Origin of the sequence: Paenibacillus sp. UASWS1643 (genome assembly GCF_008693195.1) — a bacterium.
GTDB classification, from domain to species: Bacteria; Bacillota; Bacilli; order Paenibacillales; family Paenibacillaceae; genus Paenibacillus; species Paenibacillus amylolyticus_B.
Genome location: NZ_VXKZ01000106.1, coordinates 51777 through 67971 on the forward strand (window position 1 = coordinate 51777; position 16195 = coordinate 67971).

Sequence of the window (16195 nt, forward strand, 5' to 3'; positions counted from 1 at the left end):
ATTTATTTGTCCGTCAGGTTCTGATATAACCTGCTTGTTTCGGGCTCCGGCTGATACCCCAGATCCTCATTTAATGTCAATGTAAATGAATGATACAAACGAAGTATGCCTTGCTGATCATCCATGGATGCATACACTTCCATCATGAGTCGGCAGATTTCTTCAGAATAAGGCTCCCGTTCCTGCAATATCGTTAATTGCTCAATCGCTTCCTTGCCACGCCCATGCTCCATATCCCATCTCGCGATATCCATAACCAGCGCTGTATACTTGCGTCTGAGTTCCCTTGCTTTGGCCTGTGCCCAACGATAGTCATGCTCTTCCAGATAATCGCCACGATAAAGCGGAATCATATGCCTCAAGTCACCAATATTGTCTGATGTGATGACGTTGTAGACCATGGCTTTTTCAAATTGATCCACATCACTTACCAGATTGCCTGATAACAGACGATAACGGTTCATATTGTACTCCAGCTTGCCTGTCATGTTCCATTCCCTAAGCAGCTTTCGAATCTGGTACACAGAAGTATGTAGATGGGTTAATCCCTTTTCTTGGGAAACATCACCCCATAGCTTATCCAGCAGAATCTCCTTGCTTACCCATTCTTCCCTGTGATGAAACAAAAAAGCAAACAATTCCTGTGATTTGGTTGTGCGCCACTTATGTTTCTTGGCACCCTGATCCAAACTTCTGTAGATATCCAGATGTTTGAACGTTAGCAGCCCCGGAACTTCAGTATCCAACTCCACAGGTATGGGTTCCGATCCCTGTACCTCGGCGGTGGCTGCAACTTGGGAATTATGCGACATTATGCCCGCGATTCGATCAACGGTTTTGGCCAATCGGGTTGAGCTAACCGGTTTCAGTACATAATCCAGTGCATGCAGCTCAAATGCTTCCACTGCATGGTCCGCATAAGCCGTAACAAAGATAATACGAATACTCTGATCCAATTGCTGTATATATTCAGCCGCTTCCAGGCCATTCATCTCCGGCATTCCAATGTCCAAAAATACAACATCTACACGTTCCTTTGCCAGAAAATGCAGACCATCACGAGCTGTCGAAAAACATTGCACGGGTGTAATTCGTCCGTCCGTTCGTAGTAGTCGCTCCAGATGAAGCTGCGCTGGCTTCTCATCATCGATCACAATGGCTCTCACCGTTCTTTCAGCCTCCTGCCATGAAAGATTCAATAGGAATACCGATTTTATCGGCATCCGCTTATTAGTCTGTTAACCATAATTGCTTCACTCGGCACATTAATTGGATTAATCCACCTTTTGCACAGGGATACGGAATCGGATCTGCGTACCTTTACCCACATGGCTATGAATCTCCAGTCCCTGACCATAGAGAGACATCAGGCGACGGTTTATATTTTGCAGCCCAACACCTCCCGGACCTTCGGTGCGCCCAGACTTGACCTGAGCCATACGCTCAGGAGGGATACCTACACCATCATCCTGGACCTGTACGACTACATGCTCGCTCTCTTTGAAAATCCTAAGATGAACTGTCCCGCCGGCTGCCCGCTCCATCACACCATGGCGAATGGCATTCTCCACAAGTGGCTGAATACTGAGAGGTGGCAGATACAGATGAACGTCCGATTCCACCTCATACTCAACCACCAGTCTTTCCTCAAATCTCGCCTGTTCCAGATGCACATAAGACTCCACCAATTCCAGCTCTTTGGTCAAAGGAACAAGCTGCTCCCTGTTCTGGAAGTCAAAACTTCCGCGCAGGTAATGACTCAATTCAATCAGCAGATCGGTTGCTTTGTCCGGATTCACTGCACAGGTCGCGATAATGACATTGAGTGCATTATATAGAAAGTGCGGCTTGATCTGGGCCTGCAAAAAGGCCATTTCCGTCCGAATAGCTTCCTGCACAGAACTCCGCATCTCAATTAACGTCCGAACACGGGCACGCAATTCACCGGCATCCACCGGTTTGCTCAGGAAGTCATTGGCTCCCGCCTGGAATCCGTGTTTGATATCCTCAGGCAACCCGCGGGCGGTCAGCATCAGAATCGGTAACTCAGACAAGGAACTGTGCTCGCGTAGTTTACGACATAACTCAAGCCCGGACATCTTAGGCATCATCCAGTCCGTAATAACCAGATCAATGGACGGGAACTCCTCACGGAGTTTCAATGCAGTGGACCCGCTGTCCGCTGCAATCACACGATACCGTTCCGTCGACAATAGGTTAAGCAATACCTGTCGATTCACGGGGTCATCGTCTACAATCAGAATCGTATGCTCCGCTTCCATAAGATCATCCTGCTCATCTGACTCTCTTGTCACAAGCTCCTTCGCCCCTGCGCCCTGTGCAGCAACATATCGGGCTGCAGCTGGTTTCGAATGAGATTGCAGTAACGGCAGCTTCATAACAGGCAAGGTGAAATGAAAGGTCGAACCTTGCCCCGGCTCCGATTCAACCCAGATCTCACCACCGCCAAGCTCAACGAGTTTTCGCGTAATGCTCAGACCCAGTCCGGTTCCATTATTCAATCGCTCGATCGTGCCGTTACTCTGCTCATATGCCTGAAAGATATCCTCCTGTTTGTCCAAGGCAATACCTACCCCTGTATCAGCGACCGATACCTTCACCCAATCTCCTTCAACACTAGCGTACAATCGAATCTCACCCTGCTCAGTGTACTTATAGGCGTTACCCAGCAAGTTATACAAAACTTGTCGGAGGCGATCTTCGTCTGCCTCAACAAGTGGCAACGACTGGGGCCATTGCTGAATCAATATAACCGGCTTGTCCTCAAACGTGAAACCCGAGACTTCAACTACAGTACGAGCAACAGATTCCAGATCAACAGCTACCCGTTTCAACTCAATCTCACTATTTTTCAATTTGGAAAAATCCAAAATATCGTTAACCAGCAGCGAAAGACGCTTTCCGGTCGAAGTAATCATGGACAGATTCTTCGCTTGCTTGGGCGTGACTGCTCCGGCCGCCCCTTCCAGCATGGATTGCGCAATATTAATGATGCCGTGCAGGGGGGTTCGCAGCTCATGAGACGTGTTCGCCATGAACTCGTCCTTCAGGCTGTCGATGGCCAGCAAACGCTCCGACAGGGCTTCCACGTCTCGGAATGATTGTGCGAAACGGATTGCGGTGACAATCATCTGGGCAAATACAAATAATAAAAGTTCAATCAGCGCAAAGAACGCTGTGTCTAGGGTAGTGAACGCACCAAGCGTATACAACACAACAACCATGAGTATGCTCATCATGCTCACGAGTGCAAAGTGGCTATCATTCGGTCGTCCTTTTAACCAATAGAACATGGCTCGCAGCGTATAAAGCATGACAACAAGCGAGATCAGCAACATGGGAAGCTCAAGCATGGAGAATAGAGCCGGAGGAAGCGTAAGACCCACAATGGTCTGGGTAACGATTAGCACGACAGCCAGACGTACAAACCACTGATGAACTGCTCCTGGCACCCGGGCATCCATATACCGAAGCAAAAAGTAATAGGCAAAGGCTGAACTAAGAAGCTGAATCCGAAGCATCTCATTGTTGGTCAGGAACGGTACAAACGTACCCAGTAACTTCTCCCCATGTGTCAAAGCGTACACCGCACCAGAAAGGCTGAATAATCCGAGAAAACGAAGCTCCTTCTCCGTACTTCGTAATCTGAACAGAAGTAGAAAAAAGGCGGCAGGCAAGATAAAACCGAATAAGGCCATCAGATCCTTGAGCCAACCTTGTTGCTGGCTTTTCAGAATACTATGCTCGTCCCCAAACAAAATGGGCGCTATAATGCCCCCGGAAGAATAACTATAGTTCGATACCTGAATGATAATGTCAGCCGTGTTGCCCTCAATGGACGTGAATCCTGTAAAGGGCAGATTTAATTGTATATCTGTCGCCTTCGTCTTTCCTGGCAGGCCTTTACCACCTATCTCTTTACCATCGATAAATACCCGGTGAGCCATGCGTATATTCTGCGTGCGTATGCCATAATCGTTTTTCATCGTCCGGGGTGTAAGCTGAACTTGCAAATGATAGGTTCCATACCCATGGGCCTGACCCAAAGATTTGTTCCATCGGGCAGGAACCTGAGTGCCATACGAAGCCGGCAAAGGCTTGCGACCGGATACACTTGCTTCAATATCTGCCGGACTCAGCAACTGCCCAGGGTAGAAATCCCAGACACCCTTTAGAGACGCTGCACCATTGCGATCAAAGTCCCATTGGGTCAGGTCAATTTTCCCATTTGTAGCCTGGGGGTTACTCCGCTCGCTAATTAATGTCTGGGCGATCCAACCCAGTGGAACAATGACAATGCATATGAAACTTATGGTCAGCATAATCCAGTGTTTTCTCATCTATGTATTCCTTCCATCCACAATGGCGAGAGACGTCTAATTTTGTCGATTTATCACTATAATTCATGTTACACGTTTCTGGTGCTCACGGAAATAGTTTCCGTATCATAATCGGTCAACTTCTTTATAATTTGAAGGATCTCTATCTGTTTCCGCCAGCTCTTGGTACACCAAGAAACCCCAGGCCAAATTTCACCGGAATGAACGGGCGAAATGGCCTGGGGTTGATTGAATGAAGATTTATTTAACAACTTGGGCAAGCTTCTGAACGATTCCGGCCCATCCCTGTTCCATACGTTCGCGTACGATAGCGTGGGCCTGTCCAAACTCGGTCAGTTTATCCGCATCCCAACCGCTGTGAATCAGTGTGAAATCCGTACCTTCGGACTGTTCATCCAGTTGGAACGTCAACGTCCAGTCCTTACCCCAGCGAAATGACAGCTTGTGCAGCGGAAGAACTTCCGTCACCTGACATGGTGATTGGCCGAAGGGGCCTGCTTCCAATATAAACTCGTGACCTTCCACGGGTTCCAGATTGCCCGGCATGAACCAGGTTTTCAGTCCCTGCTCGGTCGAGACCATCTCCCACACTTTCTCTACAGGTGCATGGAGCATAAGTTCCTGCTGGATATCTGGCAGTGCACTTGATGATGAATCCACTTGTATCGCCTCCTTGGATATATTTATTCATTGTTTGAGATTTTAAGATTCATGTCAAATGGGTTCACATAACGACCAAAAAAGGTGTTGACCCCAACTGTGACACCACCCATAATTGGAATATACTACATAAAAGGCGCGTGATTCCTATGATAGTCTGCTCTGAAAATTCCAATTCCAACCGTTGCCGGAAGGGATAATCTTAACGAGTTCCCTTCCACGTTTGCAATTCATTATATCAAAATGTGGGGGACACCTATACTATGTCATTCAGTTATTACGGTCCATTATGCACCGCCGTTTATGATCTCACGAAACCTGTGGGACACTCCTTGGGAGGAGACATTGAATTCTATCGCCATTATCTTCAGCGCTGCAAAGGACGTATCCTTGAAGCCATGTCGGGATCAGGCCGAGTGCTTATTCCTTTGCTTGAAGCAGGCTTGAAGGTGGATGGAATTGATTCTTCAACCGATATGATCAACTCTTGCCGTTCTCGTTGTATGGAGCGGGCATTACCCATGCCTGAACTGTTCGTTGCCGATCTGGAGAAGCTTGACCTTCCATATCGATACGAGGCAATTATCATTCCCGGAGGTTCTCTGCTCCTCATCCAAGACAGACAGGCGTCGATTAACGTATTACGTAGTCTATTTCAGCATTTAGAACCTGGCGGCAAGCTCGTGTTTGATCTGTTTCTGCCCGATGTGACACAACCCTCTTCTGTGGAAACATCAACCGTTTCATTACCCGATGGCGATACAATCACGGTAGAAGTGAAAACCATTGAAGTGAACCTTCTTCAACAGTACAAAGTGAGTCTGATCCGCTACGAACAATGGCATCAGGGTTCTCTTGTTGCTACGGAGCTGCAACAACTCACTCTACGTTGGTACGGCATAGAAGAGTTACGCCTCATTCTCGAAAACATTGGTTTCTCTGACATTAAAGTGTACGCCGACTTTAACCCGGATCAGCCACCCACACAGTCGAATCAAAAATTCGTATATGAAGCAACTCGAAGAGCGTAGTCAACCATCCATAATTGGATGCTATGCTTCCCACTATACAAAATTAGGCCACAGCATAAGGTGTAACCCCTGCTGTGGCCTTTTTTACTATATAAATTTGTCCTAACATTTACACGAAAACGAAGAGGACAGAAATAACATGAAGAAGCGGAGCGTTCGCCTTTATCCTCAGATTTTCACCTTTGAAAAAGTGATTCAAAAAATCTGAGGATAACAGCGATCGGAAGGTTATTCTGTCCTCGGAGTGGCAAGTGTAAATATATTTAGAGCAAATTAGTATCCACGAGAATATTGCTCCGCAATGGCAGCTTGATCCTTGCTGACACCCAGTTCCAGAGCGGCATGGTTCGCCCAGTACGGATCACGCAGCATGCCTCTGCCCACGGCAACCAGATCCGCGTCGCCGTTTCCAATCACCGCCTGAGCCAATGCTGCATCCTCCAGCATACCCACTGCGATGACAGGAACGTTAAGTTCTTCACGGAAGCGACGGGCAAATGGTACCTGATACCCCGGATAGTTCCCCGGTTTCCGCTGTCCCGAAGGTCCTTCGCCACCTGAACTGATATGGAACATGTCTACCCCAGCATCTTGGTAGGCACGAGCGATATTGATGGTGTGGTCGATATCATACCCGCCATCCGCGTATTCGACAGCTGAAACCCGCATAATCAGCGGCATGTCTGCTGGCATTTCTTTTTTCACTGCCCGAATGACTTCAACGCCGAAACGGGACAGATCCTGCCCATATACATCCTCACGATGGTTCATCAGCGGGGAATGGAACTGGTGGATCAGGTATCCGTGTGCGCCATGCAGCTCAATGGTATCCACTCCAGCCTGGACTGCGCGGCGAACACCGTCTGCAAACTTCTGCACCATAGCTTCTACCTCTTCCGTGCTTAACGCACGCGGCTCCTTGTACTTTTCTCCCGGGAATGTGACTACCGAAGGAGCAACCGGCTGCGTTGCATCCTCTGCTTTTCGTCCCGCATGTGCGATCTGAATGGCTACTTTGGAGCCGTAGGCATGGATTCCGTCTACCAGTTTGGTGAAGGCAGGCACATGCTCATCTGACCATATACCCAAGTCATTATCCGTAATACGACCATCCGGATCTACATCGGTCATCTCGATTACAATCAGTCCTGTTCCCCCAACCGCACGGCTCACATAGTGAACCTGATGCCAATCGTTCGGAATGCCGTCCTTCGCAGTGACAGAATATTGGCACATTGGTGCCATGACGACACGGTTATTTAATTGCAGACTCTTGAATTGATAAGGGGAAAATAATTGTTCAGTCATTGATGTTACATCTCCTGTTCCATGATCATGATATATATGAAGCCTTTCTTATTTGTCTAAGTCCGAAAACAGTTTTCCGTTCTTACCGTAATTGTCCTTCTCCAAATCCTCAATGAAGATAAAGACTTTGCTCGGATCAACATCCAGTGTCTCACAAGCCACCTGAGTCATACGTTCAATCAACTGACGTTTCTGCTCGACCGACTTGCCTTCCAGTACCTTAACCGTGATAAATGGCATGTCTAGAACCCATCCTTTCTTCATCATTTATTATGAACCTGACGTATGGAAACACAAGTACGTACATTTTTGTGCCTTGGTACCCTTTTTGATACCTAATCATCCTCCTATTTCCGATCTACCCCATTCTGGAAATGACTGCAAAACATGATATGATAACCATAGAGAACCACAATAATTACTATACCCAATTTACATAAGTTGTGACTAACGGTTACACGATAACGGAGAGGGCAGAAATAACCTGTAGAAGCGGATCGTTCGCCTTTATCCTCAGATTTCACCTTTGTAAAAGTGGATCAAAAAATCTGGGGATAACAGCGATCAGTAGGTTATTCTGGCCTCATAGTGGATCAGTGTAAAACAAGTAGCTCAACTTAAATACTACTCAAGCTAGGGAGAGGTTATTATATGAAAGATATATTAATTCAAAGACTGAGTACTTATGTTCAGATGGATACCCAATCCGATGAAAATAGCGAGACATGCCCTTCCACACCCGGCCAACTGGCCTTGGGCAAACTGCTCGTTGAAGAATGTACCTCCATTGGTCTGCAAGATGTGACGATGGATGAGAATGGTTATGTCATGGCTACACTGCCATCCAATACCGACAAGGATGTTCCCGTAATTGGTTTCCTGGCTCACCTCGATACAGCGACCGACTTTACTGGCAAAAATGTCAAACCACAGGTTATCGATAACTATGATGGTGCTGACATTGTGCTGAACTCGGAGCTGGATGTAGTACTGTCTAACAAGGATTTCCCGGAACTGCACGAGTATAAAGGCCACACCCTGATCACAACCGATGGTACAACGTTGCTTGGTGCAGATAATAAGGCAGGCATTGCCGAGATTATGACCGCGATGGCCTATCTGATTGAACACCCGGAAGTGAAACACGGTAAGATTCGGGTTGCTTTTACCCCGGATGAAGAGATTGGCCGTGGACCGCACAAGTTTGATGTAGCTGCTTTTGGAGCCAAATATGCGTACACGGTCGATGGCGGACCGCTGGGTGAACTGGAATACGAGAGCTTTAACGCAGCTGCCGCTAAAATCACTGTACGAGGCACCAATGTGCATCCCGGAACAGCGAAGGATAAGATGGTGAACTCCCTGAAAATTGCGATGGAATTGAATCGACGCCTGCCTGTGGAGGAAGCTCCTGAATTCACGGACGGTTATGATGGTTTCTACCATCTGTTGTCTCTGGAGGGTGACGTTGAACTGACAAAGATGAGCTACATCATCCGTGATTTCGACCGGGAGAAGTTTGAAGAGCGCAAAACAAATCTATTGAATATCGCGAACGAACTGAAGACCAAGTATGGAGAGAAAAGCATCACGGTTGAATTGAATGACCAGTACTATAACATGCGTGAGAAAATTGAACCCGTACGCCAGATCGTCGACATTGCCCATGAAGCCATGACACGACTGGACATCGAACCTGTTATTCGCCCCATCCGGGGAGGAACAGACGGTTCCCAACTATCCTATATGGGCATGCCAACACCAAATATCTTCACTGGTGGTGAGAACTACCACGGCAAATTTGAATATGTATCGGTAGACAATATGGTGAAGGCCACCCGTGTCATTGTAGAGATCGCTCAATTGTTCGAGCAACGCGGAGATATCTAATTCACTTAAAGTGCAGAGCAAAAAGAGCACCCCTTGGTATATTCGGGAGGGTGCTCTTTGTTGTGCCGTATTGTATTTTGTTGTGTTGCGTTATGTCGCATAGATATTGCAGGCTTGGTCTTTATTTTAAAATGCCATCACTCATATATATTGCCTCCTGCGATGACACGCAACTGTTCAAGATCACAGATCACTAGCTTTCGCTGCACTTTGCGAATAATATTTCGATTACACAGATCTTGAACAACTCTATTAAGATGTCTATAGCTGGTGCCCAGCATATCGGCCAGTTCGGTGAGCTTGGAAGTCTGGATCTCTTCCGAAGAAGACTCGTCCTGGCCCATTGTGGACAACAGATAGCTGGCAAATCGGCTCTCGACCGGATATAACATATTCAGACTCGACAGGTTGGAAAAAGTATACAATTTGTGCGTAACTTGACTCAGCATAAAGTGGAGAAATTTAGGATTCTCTGCATACGAATTCTGGAGAGAGCGGTAGCTGATACCCAGCAGCAGGCTTTTGCTCACAGACTCTACCGTATTCATAGCCTCCTTGCCATTCACCAATTCCAAATCTCCCACAAGCGCAAGTGGTGTACTGAAACGAAGCAACAGAGAATTCCCGTTAGGCAAGGTGGTATAGATCTTGAGCTTGCCCTGCACGAGAAAATACAATCGCTCGGGTCGTTCACCTTTGGCACATATCATCTCGCCCTTCGCAGCCTCAAGTAGTCGCAACTCAGCGAGTGCAGGCTCGTCCAGCACCTGATCCAACCCATTCTCACGAGCGAGTTGCCGCACAAGTCCAAAGTCCATGATTTCTTTCATTCCGACTTCCCCTCCGTTGTCGTATATAACGTATGTAAAAGGACATATGTCCCATAATTAATATACATTCGTACAAATATCTTGATATAAAAATAGTTACAACTAACACTTATATCCAGTAAAACAGTTCAACTGGGAAATATTTTAAAATTTAATCATAAAATGTTCATTCTTTCATGCAAAATGCCGTTCACGAATAGCCATTTCCGTCCGATGAAAGATAGAGCATTCCATAGATCGTTAAAAATAATACATTCAAATATTGAAAGGATGGTCCTCTTCCATGAACGTTGTAGATGCCCTGCTTAAAGTAATGCCTTATATCAGCCTGATCCTTAGAGAACCAGCTAGTTTAACTGTATATGATCACGAAAAGGTATTGGAGGTTATTACCACCGACAAGTTTGACCTTGGTTTTGAAAAAGGAATGCCACTCTTGGAATCGTATCAAAACTTTGCCATCTTAAAAAACGGAAGAGAAGCTACCCTCGCTACTCTCTCTAAGGACGTTTATGGTATCGAACTGGATATTCTGAACATTCCGATCTTTGATGATCACCAGAAAGTTGTTGCTGTTTTCTGTGTATCTTACGACCAATCTAACCAGAACCAACTTGAGGATATTATACAAGAAAATCAAACCATCAATGGTAACCTCGTTGATATGGTGCAGCATGTCGCTGCTCATGCCGAAGAATTGCAAGCAACCAGTGAACAGATCTTGCAGAACACAAGACTTGCTGTTCAGAACTCTTCCCAAATCAACAAAGTAGCCGGGTTCATTCGTGAAATCTCTGAGCAAACCAACTTGCTTGGCCTGAATGCCGCTATTGAAGCCGCTCGTGTTGGTGAAGCTGGTGCCGGCTTCGGTGTGGTTGCTTCGGAAGTTCGCAAACTCTCTGTGGATGCCAAACAAGCTACAAGTGATATCGATACCAGTCTGAGAGATGTACAACTGGTCATCAAACAAATGGAAGTTGAAGTCTCTCAGATTGCAGCCTCTTCACAGGAACAAGCAACGCTTGTATCCTCCTTTACGGATGTGATTGAGCAGCTTAATGAAACAGGCGAGCGAATGAAAGCTCTGTCCGAGCAACTGATTAGCTATTCGGTTAATAAATAAATTATATGTATATCCAGATGGACTTCAACTCGTGTGAAGATACATCTTATATGCAACAAACAGGACTCGGGTTGCCCATGATGGATAATCCAAGTCCTGTTTTTTTGTTATGTCCATTTGTATATAACCAACGGTATTCAGATGAAATCTTAATTGGCTACATGTATTGATTTATCTCCAATAACTTCTTCTTCCGACTGCCAGCATTCCACTTCACCCGGAATGTGAATCCGGTCACGCGTAAAGACGGGGTCACGCCCTTCAGCCTTCTGTTTCTTGTAGTCCTTCAGCGCTTCAAAGGTTACCTTGGATAACATCAGGATGGCAATCAGGTTCACCACCACCATCAGCCCCATGAACAGGTCAGCCAAATCCCACACTAGCTGAACTTTGGCAACTGCGCCAAACACCACCATCACGATGACGCAAATACGGTATACCCACAGCCAAACTTTGTTGGATTTGATAAACTCAATGTTGGTTTCTCCGTAGTAATAATTTCCGATTAGTGTACTGAAGGCAAACAGGAATACCATAACCGCTAGGAATCCCGATGCCCATGAACCAATATGTACACTTAATGCAGCCTGAGTTAACTCAATGCCACCCAGACTGGAGCCTTTGTACACTCCTGATAGCAAAATAATCATGGCGGTGCTTGTACATATCACCAAGGTATCTGTCAGCACGCCAAACGCCTGAATAAGTCCCTGTTTCACCGGATGTGTCGTATCCGCTGTTGCAGCAGCATTCGGGGCACTACCCATGCCTGCCTCATTGGAGAACAATCCGCGTTTCACACCGTTCATCAGTGCAGCGCCCAACGTTCCGCCAGCCACCTGTTCGATGCCGAAGGCACTTTTCACAATTAACGCAATCATGGCCGGAAGCTGGGTAATGTTCGCCAGCACCACAAAAGCCGCCACCCCAATGTACAATACAGCAAGCACAACGACGATGTATTCCGACGCTTTTGCAATACGTTTGACACCGCCCATAATAATTCCTGCAAATACCACAGCCATAATGATCCCTATCGTTAAGCGATCCGTACCAAATGAGTTCTCAAATGCAACGGTAATCGTGTTAGACTGCACCGCATTAAAGACCAAACCAAATGAAAGCGTAATGAGAACGGCAAATAAAATCCCCATCCAGCGTTTGCCCAACCCACGTTCCATATAATATGCAGGACCGCCGCGGAATCCGCCCTTATCCTTCACTTTATAGATCTGAGCCAACGTACTCTCCACAAAACTGGAGGCTGACCCGATAATTGCAATGATCCACATCCAGAATATAGCACCAGGTCCCCCCAGTGCGATAGCCAGTGCAATACCGGTAATATTCCCTGTACCTACACGGGCCGCCATACTAATACAGAACGCCTGAAAAGGTGAAATTTTCCCTGGTTCCTTGCTTTTCGGCTCTAGAAGCACCTTCACCATATCTCCAATCATGCGGAATTGCATGAACCGGGTCTTGGTGGTGAAGTATATACCACATACTACCAATAGTATAATTAACACTTTGGACCATAGAAAATCATTGAAAATGCCGACAATATCTTGTATTGTTTGCTCCATCGGTATGCCCCTTTTTATGATGAATTTCAAGCACAGAGATGAGTCACGTGAAAAGTTTGTACCATTCTGCACAACACTAGCCCCAGACTTTGGGATGTTACTTATACTACAAGGGCATCTACGGAAATCGACAAATACCTACATGCAATTTATACATTTATTTTAAAAATGGGCTTTGATCGCCCAATCATTGTCATTTAACCTGACATGTCAGGTTCTATGCAAGAAGGAAAGGAACGATTACACTGGAACGAGAGTTCATGGCGGACATAACCGCCTTTACCATAGATTTATCAATCACACCATTCGCAGAGAAAGGGAATGACTGACATGCGTTATTTTATCGTGGATGATGATCCTGGCGTTCGTTCCATGTTGATGGATATTATTGAGGATGAAGGCCTTGGCGATATTGCCGGGGAAGCTGAGGACGGAGCACATATTCACGCGGAACTGTTGGAACTGCATAAGGTGGATGTTCTTCTGATTGATCTGCTGATGCCACAACGAGACGGGATTCAGACCGTGCAGGCGCTTGAAGGAAGGTTCGAGGGCAAGATCGTCATGATCTCCCAGATCGAGTCGAAAAATATGATCGGCGAGGCCTATTCGCTAGGCATTGAATATTATATTACGAAGCCGATTAACCGGTTAGAGATTCTATCTGTTCTGCGGCTGGTGAGCGAAAGGCTTCGAATGCAGCAATCCATCGCTGATATTCAGCGGACATTGCAGGGATTGTCCGGTTTGAATTCTACCGAACGTGCTGCTGCTCCGGTTCCGGACAAAACAATTACGACTGCAGGACATTTCCTGCTGTCCGAGATGGGCATGATCGGCGAAGCGGGCAGCAGGGATCTGCTGGACATGCTGGAATATCTGGAGCAGGTAGAGACAGATGAGCATAAGCTGTCCCCTTATACGTTCCCGTCTCTCAAAGACATCTTTCAGAACGTAGCGATACGCAAGCTGGGAGAGAACGCCACACTTGCAGAGATTAACAAGGAGATCAAGGCATCGGAACAACGTGTTCGCAGGGCCATCTTCCAGACGCTGAGCCATGTGGTTTCTCTGGGATTAACCGATTATACACATCCCAAGTTCGAGAACTATGCATCCAAATTTTTTGATTTTACCGAAATTCGCAAGAAAATGCTGGAGCTGCAAAACAATGTGGAGCCTTCCTTGTCCCAGACACGCATTAATACAAAAAAGTTCGTACAGGTATTATATTTGGAAGCCAAACGGTTGCTGCATTAAACAGATGCATGATGGATACGATACAAAAACAAACGGGCATGAATATTACGCCGGTAGGATACCGCCTCTTCAACTGAGGCTGTCCATACCGGCTATATTCATGCCCGTCTGTACGATCAAGCGTTACAATCTATGTGATTTGTTCCATGTATAGAATTAAAATCGCTTTGGGTTCAGACCCGTGAATGGTTTCGGCTAATTCGGTTATACTCATTAATCAATTCGTCCAATGCCATAGACTGCCGAATCACATCGGGATGCCCAAGACCACCTTTGTTATGCTCTACCAGCATATGAAGGTTATGTCTGGCCTTTTCTATTTTAATTTTCAAATCCAAACTCATAACCATGACCCCTGATACCTCCTTATTCTGTGAACCATTTTAGTTTTTCCTGTCAATCTATAGTTGGATTAACATATGGCATGGGAGACAAGGATGTTTTGTATTCTTCTCCAAATTTTGATAAAGATTATTCTATCATACAAGAGCTTATCCGAAAATGGCTGATATGACGCAATTTTAGTGGTATTATCGAGGGTTGGATTTTAGCGTCTGGCCCCATCATTCACCGCCAGAACGGATTGTGTCGTAAATGTGTATATTGAAAAAACCAAAAGTCTATTGGTTCAAAAGGTAATAAAATCCCTTTCCATAATGGGGTCATTCAGGTACAATAGGGCGATGTGTGTGTCCGGACCCGGCGGATACAAATGATGTAATTTAGAGGACGGCCAACGACGGCCATTGATCCTGATTTGATATTATTGGAGGCTTATCATCACCATGCAGACCGATTCACAGACTAAAGTCAAAATTGTTAACGCCGATCCCAGCGCAATGGGATTATTTGGGTTGGCTATCGTAACCCTGGTCGCTTCTTCCCAAAAGCTTGGCATTACAGAAGGACTTAGCTACGCTATTCCTTGGGCGATCTTCCTGGGTGCTTTTGCCCAGCTATTCGCATGTATTCAAGATTCCAAACGCAACAATACCTTTGGCACAACGGCTTTTGGCGCGTACGCATTCTTCTGGTTTGCCATGGCTGCCAACTGGATGATCAAAATGGGCGTATTTGGCTCCACTCTCGCTGAACAGGCCGATGGCAAGCAGCTCGGATTTGCTTTTGCCGGATACCTCGTATTCACCCTGTTCATGACGATCGGTGCGATTGAAGCGAATAAAGTATTGCTTATCATCTTCATTCTGATTGACTTCCTGTTCCTTGGTTTGACCTTTGACGCTTTCGGCGTAGCTCCTCACATTTTCCACACCATTGCAGCATACGCTGAAATGGCTATCGGAATTGTGTCCCTGTATGGTACAGGTGCTTCGGTACTGAACGCTCACTTCGGTTATGCGTTCTTGCCGATCGGCAAACCGTCCGGCATTTTCAAACCCAAGGCTTAATATACAGCAGTAAACCGCCAGCGCGCCGGTCCGCGCCTGGCGGTTTTTTTGCAGTCCAAACTTCATTTGAATATGTATCTGACCGACACCTATACTAGGGATAATAGATCAGAAATAGACCCTGCAACACCTGAAATGAAATGTCACAGCAGCCATACTGTAAGGAGGAAAAAACATGAGAGAGATACCGAAACCTACGGAGATGGATCAGGTGGAGAAAAAATATGTACGCGAAACACGTTGTTTCAAGACGGCAAGGGTGTTCCCAACCGATGTCAACAATCATAATACGCTATTCGGTGGCAAGCTGATGTCCTACATCGATGATATTGCATCCATCGCCGCTTCCAAGCTATGCCGGGTCAATACTGTAACAGCTTCAACCGACTCTGTCGATTTCCTGTATCCGATTAACCCAACAGATTCCGTTACACTTGAATCGTTCGCGTCCTGGACAGGACGAAGTTCCATGGAGATTTTTGTGAAAGTGATTCGAGAGGATCTGAAGACCGGAGAGAAGAAAATTGCAGCGACTGCATTTCTGACCTTTGTGGCCCTGGACGAAAATAATCGCAAACTGATCGTACCCCGCATTATCCCGGAGACGGAAGAAGAGAAGAAACTATACGAGACCGCTCCGGATCGGGCGGCCATGCGGAAAAGACGGCGGGAAGAGAGCAAGAAATTCGCTGACTTCCTGACCGTTACTTATCCTTGGGAATAAAAACACGCTTAAC

At 46.3% G+C, this 16195-nt stretch carries 14 protein-coding genes; 6 read left to right on the forward strand and 8 right to left on the reverse strand.

Features of this window, described 5'->3' with window-relative positions:
• Positions 1 to 2 precede the first annotated feature (2 nt).
• From FE296_RS12740 to FE296_RS12750, 3 genes are all read right to left on the reverse strand, one after another.
• Positions 3 to 1199, reverse strand: coding sequence for a response regulator (locus FE296_RS12740; RefSeq protein ID WP_223868861.1), 1197 nt, complete (start codon positions 1197 to 1199; stop codon positions 3 to 5).
• Between the two features lie 75 nt (positions 1200 to 1274).
• Positions 1275 to 4361, reverse strand: coding sequence for a hybrid sensor histidine kinase/response regulator (locus FE296_RS12745; RefSeq protein ID WP_124116748.1), 3087 nt, complete (start codon positions 4359 to 4361; stop codon positions 1275 to 1277).
• A gap of 240 nt (positions 4362 to 4601) precedes the next feature.
• Entirely contained in the window at positions 4602 to 4976 is a 375-nt protein-coding gene (locus FE296_RS12750) for an SRPBCC family protein (protein ID WP_124116912.1), read from the reverse strand.
• Positions 4977 to 5284: 308 nt separating this feature from the next.
• On the opposite strand from FE296_RS12750, the gene FE296_RS12755 reads away from it, so the two are divergent.
• Positions 5285 to 6052 (forward strand): class I SAM-dependent methyltransferase, encoded by a 768-nt coding sequence (locus FE296_RS12755; protein WP_150365133.1) that lies wholly within the window; start codon positions 5285 to 5287, stop codon positions 6050 to 6052.
• Between the two features lie 273 nt (positions 6053 to 6325).
• Here the strand turns inward: FE296_RS12755 and FE296_RS12760 are convergent, their stop codons facing one another.
• On the reverse strand, positions 6326 to 7360 hold the full coding sequence (locus tag FE296_RS12760; protein WP_150365134.1) for an NADH:flavin oxidoreductase/NADH oxidase: 1035 nt from the start codon (positions 7358 to 7360) through the stop codon (positions 6326 to 6328).
• Between the two features lie 48 nt (positions 7361 to 7408).
• Entirely contained in the window at positions 7409 to 7600 is a 192-nt protein-coding gene (locus FE296_RS12765) for a tautomerase family protein (RefSeq protein WP_017691642.1), read from the reverse strand.
• A 411-nt stretch (positions 7601 to 8011) separates the two neighbouring features.
• On the opposite strand from FE296_RS12765, the gene pepT reads away from it, so the two are divergent.
• Positions 8012 to 9250: a peptidase T gene (pepT, locus tag FE296_RS12770; protein ID WP_124116752.1), complete on the forward strand. Its 1239-nt coding sequence runs from the start codon at positions 8012 to 8014 to the stop codon at positions 9248 to 9250.
• Positions 9251 to 9387: 137 nt separating this feature from the next.
• Here the strand turns inward: pepT and FE296_RS12775 are convergent, their stop codons facing one another.
• A complete protein-coding gene (locus tag FE296_RS12775; RefSeq protein WP_150365135.1) occupies positions 9388 to 10080 on the reverse strand; it encodes a Crp/Fnr family transcriptional regulator in 693 nt (230 codons plus the stop codon).
• A gap of 664 nt (positions 10081 to 10744) precedes the next feature.
• On the opposite strand from FE296_RS12775, the gene FE296_RS34025 reads away from it, so the two are divergent.
• A complete protein-coding gene (locus FE296_RS34025) occupies positions 10745 to 11203 on the forward strand; it encodes a methyl-accepting chemotaxis protein (RefSeq protein ID WP_223868868.1) in 459 nt (152 codons plus the stop codon).
• A gap of 149 nt (positions 11204 to 11352) precedes the next feature.
• On the opposite strand, the gene FE296_RS12785 is transcribed toward FE296_RS34025, so the two are convergent.
• Positions 11353 to 12789, reverse strand: a complete 1437-nt coding sequence (locus FE296_RS12785) for an alanine/glycine:cation symporter family protein (RefSeq protein WP_150365136.1) — start codon at positions 12787 to 12789, stop codon at positions 11353 to 11355.
• Between the two features lie 330 nt (positions 12790 to 13119).
• Between FE296_RS12785 and FE296_RS12790 the strand changes: the two genes are divergently transcribed.
• Positions 13120 to 14049, forward strand: coding sequence for a response regulator (locus FE296_RS12790; protein ID WP_124116756.1), 930 nt, complete (start codon positions 13120 to 13122; stop codon positions 14047 to 14049).
• A 173-nt stretch (positions 14050 to 14222) separates the two neighbouring features.
• On the opposite strand, the gene FE296_RS12795 is transcribed toward FE296_RS12790, so the two are convergent.
• Positions 14223 to 14399, reverse strand: a complete 177-nt coding sequence (locus FE296_RS12795; protein WP_124116757.1) for an aspartyl-phosphate phosphatase Spo0E family protein — start codon at positions 14397 to 14399, stop codon at positions 14223 to 14225.
• Between the two features lie 435 nt (positions 14400 to 14834).
• On the opposite strand from FE296_RS12795, the gene FE296_RS12800 reads away from it, so the two are divergent.
• A complete protein-coding gene (locus tag FE296_RS12800) occupies positions 14835 to 15458 on the forward strand; it encodes an acetate uptake transporter (protein ID WP_150365137.1) in 624 nt (207 codons plus the stop codon).
• Positions 15459 to 15669: 211 nt separating this feature from the next.
• Positions 15670 to 16182 (forward strand): acyl-CoA thioesterase, encoded by a 513-nt coding sequence (locus tag FE296_RS12805; protein WP_124116913.1) that lies wholly within the window; start codon positions 15670 to 15672, stop codon positions 16180 to 16182.
• Positions 16183 to 16195: the final 13 nt, after the last annotated feature.